Below are 6,662 nucleotides of genomic sequence, written 5' to 3' on the forward strand. Positions count from 1 at the left end.
TTTTACAACCATACAAGTCCACTTTCACACATTAAAGTATATCATGAATTTTTAAAAAAGTATATCATGATTTTAAATATACTTTTATAATAAAATCTATTAGCATAGCAGGATAGTATATTGTATAATATAAGTAGGTAGGTGATAATTATGAAAATACAAAATCCTCATGACAAAATGTTTAAAGAAACATTTTCCAATATAGAAGTAACCAAAGACTTTATAAATAATTATTTACCAAAAAGCATTGTAGATATTATAGATATAGAAACATTAGAACATCAAAAAGATAGTTTTATAGATAATAACTTAAACGAAACATTTTCAGATATGTTATTTGGGGTAAATATAAATAATAATAAAGGATATATCTACTTTTTATTTGAGCATAAAAGTTACACTAGTAAAAACATAGCTTTTCAACTCCTGAAATATATGATTCAGATATGGGAATTAAAAATAAAAAACCTTCAAACAAATAAACTACCAATAATAATTCCTCTAGTTATATATCATGGAAAAGAAAAATGGGATATAAGAAAAACTTTAGGAGAAATGATAGAAGGCTATGAATTATTACCAAAGGATGTAAAAGAATTTGTTCCAAATTATAAGTATATCTTATATGATATATCAAGATATAGAGATGAAGATATAAGAGGAATGGCTCAACTCAGGATAGTTCTTACAATATTTAGAGATATATTTATAAAAGATAAAGAAGGATTAAAAGAAACAATAAATATAGCAGCTAAATATCTTAGAGAACTAGAAGATAAACAAACTGGAATAGAATACTTTGAAACATTTTTAAAATATGTATTTTATTCAGGGAAGAGTTTTGATGAAGAAGATCTAAAAGACATAATAGAAAATGTTGAAAAGGCATATCCAGAAGGGAGTGGATTAATTGTGACTACTGCTGAAAGGCTTATAAAAGAGGGAATGGAAAAAGGCATCGAAGAAGGCATGGAAAAAGGTATGGAAAAAGGTGAAAAAGAAGGCAAAGTTGTAATTGCAATAAAACTATTAACTAAAAAGTTTGGTATATTACCAAGTGAAACTAAGGATAGAATAAAAAACTTAGATATTGAAACATTAGATGTTTTAATAGATGGGATATTTGAGTATAATAGTTTAGGTGATATTGAAAAATTTATATAGTATAAGATGAAGAGAGCTAGATGTGCATTGGCTCTCTTCTTAATATTAAATGGTTATTTCCCAAAGTGACATAATGTTGGTAGTACGCAGTTACAATATGGTATAGACAGTAAAAAGTCAAAAAGCAGAAAAAGTATTAATCCTTTCTCTGCTTTTATTTTATAAAAATAATTTAATATGCACTCCATCCCGCATCTGCTACTATTGTATCTCCACTTATAAAGCTTGATTCATCAGAAGCTAAAAATAGTGCTATATTTGCTATCTCTTTTCCTGATCCAGATCTTATATTATTAGTTGTTCCCTTCATTATTCTCTCCATTCCAAACTCACTAGGTTGGAACTGGCTCATAATTTCAGTTTCTACCCCTCCAGGACAAATAGCATTACATCTAATTCCCTTTTCTGCATACATATAGGCAACATTCTTTGTAATACCAGTAAGACCAAATTTAGATGCACTATAAGCAGCACCTGCTCTACCACCATGTAGTCCACCTAGAGAAGAAGTATTTATTATATTTCCTTGTTTCTGCTCTTCCATGATAGGTAATACTTTTCTCATAAGCTTCATAGGAGCTGTTAAATTTATATTTAACACTTTATCCCAAAGCTCATCAGTCAATTCTCCAACCGGTGTAAAGTTATCAAGTACACCTGCATTGTTTATAAGTACATCTATCTTTCCATACTTATCCATAGTAAAGTCTACCATCTTATCGATATCTTCATTCTTTGAAACATCACCTTCCAATGTAGTTACTTCGCCGTTTAACTCCACTGCTTCTTTAGATAATTCTTCTAATCGATCCTTTCTTCTAGCAACCGCTACAACTTTCGCACCTTCCTTAGCAAACAATAGAGCCATTTCCCTTCCCATTCCAGAACTAGCTCCAGTAAGTAAAACAACTTTTCCATCCAATCTCATAAAATTACCCCCTAAATATATTATATTATTATAATATTCTTAACATTTTATTAATACCCAAATTATTTTATGAGAAACATAGATTAGATAGTTGTCTAATTTGTATGAAGAGGAATTAATAGAGGAAATATATGAAAGATTTTTTAAAATCAAATGATCCTTTTTCTTTATAGATGATAAAAGTATAGTTTAAGGACACAAAAAAGGGTAACTATATGATATTATTATAATATACACTATTTTCGGGAGGTGGATTTATGACAAAAGATATTATTAGTTTGATTAATAAAAAACTTAAAGAATTAGAACAAAATTTAATATTTTTAAAAAATGTTTCTTTTGAAATTAATAGGGAAAACTTAAAAAAAGACATAATAAGATATTGGGGTATTGAACGTGGAATACATATATGTATAGAATCAGTTATAGATATTGCCAATATTTTAATATCTTCCTCTGAAATTGAAAAACCTTCCACTTATAGAGAGACTATATTAATATTATCAGAATTAGATATAATACCTAAGAATTTTTCAAAAGATTTAGCTAAGATGGTCGGATTTAGGAATATACTTGTTCATGATTATATAAATATTGATGAAGAAATTATACTTGATGTATTAAATAATAAACTAAATGATTTTATAAGGTTTACAAGTTATATAAATAAGTGGGTAAAAGAAAATTATTAATAAAGTGGGGTTAAAATATGCAAAAAGATATCTTGGAAGTCCAAAATATATTAGAAAAGCATATGGGAAAGTTAATAAAAGACTATAATATCAAACTTATGTATATCTTTGGATCTTACTCAAAAGGTTCAAATAGGATAAATAGCGATTTAGATATAGCAGTTTATATAGAAGGAGAAACAAACTACCTTATCAAATTAGATATCTTATATGACTTGGTAGGTATACTCAATAGAGATGATATAGACTTAGTTATCTTAAATAATGTAAATGAAATATTAAAATTTCAAGTTATAAAATATGGTAAGATAATTTATATGGAAAATCTATATACTAAAGTAACATTTGAATCCAGTGTAATGAAAGAATATATGGATAAAGAACATTTTAGAAATACACAAAATAAATATAGTCATGACAACTTTCTAAAGCAAATGAAAAAGGGTTAGAATATTAGATGCAAAAGTTGAGCCACCGCAGTCATATATAGTCCCAATTAAAATGGAAGACCTAATAAGGAATTATAATAGCACAAAAAATAAATATAGCAGCTAAATATCTTAGAGAACTAGAAGATAAACAAACTGGAATAGAATACTTTGAAACATTTTTAAAATATGTATTTTATTCAGGGAAGAGTTTTGATGAAGAAGATCTAAAAGACATAATAGAAAATGTTGAAAAGGCATATCCAGAAGGGAGTGGATTAATTGTGACTACTGCTGAAAGGCTTATAAAAGAGGGTATGGAAAAAGGTAAAAAAGAAGGTAAAAAAGAAGGTAAAAAAGAAGGTAAAGTTGTAATTGCAATAAAACTATTAACTAAAAAGTTTGGTATATTACCAAGTGAAACTAAGGATAGAATAAAAAACTTAGATATTGAAACATTAGATGTTTTAATAGATGGAATATTTGAGTATAATAGTTTAGATGATATTGAAAAATTTATATAGTTTAAAATTAAGAGTATTCATCAAATATAGCACACCTATAAATAAAGTGGGGTAAGGGGTTGAATCAATTTGCCAAAAGCATTGGAAAAGATTTGTCAAAAATGTAAGCAAACAAAAAAGCTAGATGAATTCTTTCATAACTCAACAAAATCAGACTATCACAATGGGATTTGTAAAGAATGTCAAAAACAAGTAAATCAAAATAATAAGAAGTAGCAATAATAAGTCTAAACGATTTAAGGTGTGAATGCTTAAATTATTTAGATAATGCTAAAGAGATGGATTCAATCCATCTCTTTAGTTTTTTATATGAATTTATTTTTATAAAGTAAGCGTACAATGAAAGATGGATTGATAGTTATGGGGAGATGTTGTATCATCTCCCCATAAAGTATTTTGTTCTATTTTACATATTTTTTGAATTAACTCATCCCAAGGCATCATTAAATCTAAAACTTTGGGGTTTGTTTTAATATTGAATCCTGGTAATCTTGATAGTATAAATTCTAAATATTTGTAGGGATTTAACCCATTGGCTTTTGCTGTTTCAACTAGTGAGTATACACATGCACTTGCATTAGCACCTTCGGGGCTACCACAGAAAGTCCAATTTTTTCTCCCTACCGTAAATGGCCTTATACTGTTTTCAGCTATATTATTTCCAATTCTTCTCTATGATTTAGAGTATATTGAAGAGCCTTCCCAATATTAGATTTAGGAAGTACATTTTTATTTGTGCTCTCTACCCATGACCAAAAGACCTCTAGAACTGGTTTTTTTCTAATAATAAAACCTATTGTCTTTTTAGTTAGTATGAAGCATAATATATATGAACAATAAAGACGGGAACTATGGAGGCTTTCTTATAGCAGCTATGGTAGGAATTGATATGAAGAGTACCATGGATATGGATACAACTATTAAAGGTATTCCGGTTAATCAAGATACTATTGAAAAGATATTTAATGAAATTCTATCAAAAGATCTTAACCATAATGTTATATTTAAGATAAAAGGAATTAAAAACATCCATGCTGTAAGTGATTATGATGATTTTAGAGTATCAATTGAAGCTCAATTTTTTACAATTAAGGTAAATATTAAAATGGATATAACTACAGGAGATCTTATTATCCCAAGAGAAGTTGATTATGAGTTTAGGTTAATGTTTGAAGATAGAAAAATAGAGGGCAAGGCATATAACTTAAATACAGTTCTTGCTGAAAAAATTGAATCAATTATTGCAAGAAATGTTTCTAATACTAGGGCGAGAGATTTTTATGATGTTTATATCCTCTTAACATTGAGAAAGTACGATATAGATATGGATAGTCTTAGGGAAGCTTTAAAGAAAAAAGCAGAAGAAAGAAATACATTGATTTATTTAGAACAATGTGAAAAGTATTTGAATGACATTGATGAAAGTAAGGACATCCTAAAGATTTGGAATTCATATAAAGAAAAATATTCTTATGCAGAGGGCATTGAGTTTTCAGATATTATGGATGTATTAAAAGATGCTTTAGGGAAGTAAGATTCAAGTAAAATGATTTTAATGATATCTGATTATATAGAGGAAGAACTAGATGGATACTTATCAATATTAGAATAAAAGTATATAGTGTTAAGCTGCTTGGGGTGTCTGTGTCACATATGTTTGGCTTATCTAGAATATTTTATAAAAATATTTAACTTCCCCTTAAACTTATCTCCCCCCCTCCGATAATACTCTTAAGAAGATAAAGTATCTTCAAAAACAAAACTGGCAAGGAAGCCAATAAAAATTCAAGGAGGAATTATCAATGAGAATTAATCAAAACATTTCAGCAATGAACACTTATTCAAGACTTACAAATGCTAATAATAAAAAAGCAGGTTCATTAGCAAAACTGTCATCAGGTCTTAGAATAAATAAGGCAGGAGACGATGCAGCGGGTCTTGCTATCTCTGAAAAAATGAGAGGGCAAATAGGAGGACTTAAGCAAGCTACTAGAAATGCACAAGACGGTATTTCACTAATCCAAACTGCAGAAGGTGGACTAAACGAAACTCACTCAATCCTAAATAGAATGAGAGAACTAGCAGTACAGTCTTCAAGTGATACAAATACACCAGAAGATAGGAACAATATTCAAAAAGAAATCGAACAATTAAAATCAGAAATAGACAGAATCGGTAACACTACACAGTTCAACACAAAGGGATTAATAGATGGTTCTTTAGGATCAAAAAAAATAGCAGGAACTGATAATGCTGCGGTAATAGGAAGTGCAGTAGGAAAAGAAACAGCGGCTAATGTAACAGGAGCAGCAGTTACTTTCGGTACTACTGCTTTAGATAACTTAACATCTAATACAAACACTATCTATGTAGATGGTGCAAAAATTGAATTTACAATAGATGATAACAGAAAAAATGAATACAAAAGCGCAGCAGCTGATGGAAAAGAAGTTGCTAAGCTAATGCAAGAAGATATAAATAACGCTATCGATAAGTATAATGCAAAGAATGAAACCAATATAGCAAAAGTTGGAGTAAGTGTATCATCAGATAATAAAATTAGCATCACTTCAGGATCTAAAGGTGATACATCTACAATAAAGTTGGATAAAGCAGGAGCAACAAATGATCTTTTTGATATTACAAAAGTTGCAGTTAATACTGGAACTGAAGGAGTATTTACAGCAGCTGGAGCAGCAAGTGCAGCAGCTATTAAAAATGGTACGACAGCTTCATTTGTACAAGGCAATCATACAGTAACTATTGATTTAGGTGCGGAGAATGCTGAGTATGCAAAAGATATTAAAATAGTAGTTGCATCTGGAACAGAAGGAGCAGAATTTAACAGTGCTGGTGATGAATTAACTCTTACGTTTGCATCTGGTGATACTACAACAGCTGGCTTAATGGAAAATGCTATCAAAGG

Annotated in this window: 8 protein-coding genes and 1 pseudogene; 7 read left to right on the forward strand and 2 right to left on the reverse strand. The window is 29.1% G+C overall.

Annotated elements, in window-relative coordinates:
* The first annotated feature begins 150 nt into the window (after positions 1–150).
* Positions 151–1,164 carry an Rpn family recombination-promoting nuclease/putative transposase gene (locus TICRE_RS12865; protein ID WP_075728737.1) on the forward strand — a complete coding sequence of 338 codons (1,014 nt, stop codon included), beginning with the start codon at positions 151–153 and terminating at the stop codon, positions 1,162–1,164.
* Between the two features lie 172 nt (positions 1,165–1,336).
* On the opposite strand, the gene TICRE_RS12870 is transcribed toward TICRE_RS12865, so the two are convergent.
* Positions 1,337–2,092, reverse strand: a complete 756-nt coding sequence (locus TICRE_RS12870; protein WP_075728739.1) for a glucose 1-dehydrogenase — start codon at positions 2,090–2,092, stop codon at positions 1,337–1,339.
* A 257-nt stretch (positions 2,093–2,349) separates the two neighbouring features.
* On the opposite strand from TICRE_RS12870, the gene hepT reads away from it, so the two are divergent.
* The 4 genes from hepT to TICRE_RS13545 all read left to right on the forward strand — a co-directional run bounded on the left by hepT (position 2,350) and on the right by TICRE_RS13545 (position 3,952).
* Complete coding sequence (gene hepT, locus TICRE_RS12875; RefSeq protein WP_075728741.1) at positions 2,350–2,784, forward strand: type VII toxin-antitoxin system HepT family RNase toxin; 435 nt, start codon at positions 2,350–2,352, stop codon at positions 2,782–2,784.
* A 17-nt stretch (positions 2,785–2,801) separates the two neighbouring features.
* Positions 2,802–3,233 carry a type VII toxin-antitoxin system MntA family adenylyltransferase antitoxin gene (mntA, locus tag TICRE_RS12880; RefSeq protein WP_075728743.1) on the forward strand — a complete coding sequence of 144 codons (432 nt, stop codon included), beginning with the start codon at positions 2,802–2,804 and terminating at the stop codon, positions 3,231–3,233.
* Between the two features lie 263 nt (positions 3,234–3,496).
* Positions 3,497–3,736, forward strand: a complete 240-nt coding sequence (locus tag TICRE_RS12885) for a DUF4351 domain-containing protein (RefSeq protein ID WP_075728745.1) — start codon at positions 3,497–3,499, stop codon at positions 3,734–3,736.
* 69 nt (positions 3,737–3,805) lie between these two features.
* Positions 3,806–3,952, forward strand: a complete 147-nt coding sequence (locus TICRE_RS13545) for a hypothetical protein (RefSeq protein WP_198927583.1) — start codon at positions 3,806–3,808, stop codon at positions 3,950–3,952.
* Between the two features lie 105 nt (positions 3,953–4,057).
* On the opposite strand, the pseudogene TICRE_RS13005 reads toward TICRE_RS13545, so the two are convergent.
* Positions 4,058–4,563, reverse strand: a pseudogene (locus tag TICRE_RS13005) (IS66 family transposase).
* Between the two features lie 2 nt (positions 4,564–4,565).
* On the opposite strand from TICRE_RS13005, the gene TICRE_RS12905 reads away from it, so the two are divergent.
* Positions 4,566–5,270 (forward strand): nucleotidyl transferase AbiEii/AbiGii toxin family protein, encoded by a 705-nt coding sequence (locus tag TICRE_RS12905; protein ID WP_075728747.1) that lies wholly within the window; start codon positions 4,566–4,568, stop codon positions 5,268–5,270.
* A gap of 268 nt (positions 5,271–5,538) precedes the next feature.
* The coding region (locus TICRE_RS13800) for a flagellin N-terminal helical domain-containing protein (protein ID WP_269844009.1) at positions 5,539–6,662 on the forward strand (1,124 nt) is incomplete at its 3' end.

It is taken from the genome of Tissierella creatinophila DSM 6911, assembly GCF_001940565.1.
Lineage (GTDB): Bacteria > Bacillota > Clostridia > Tissierellales > Tissierellaceae > Tissierella_A > Tissierella_A creatinophila.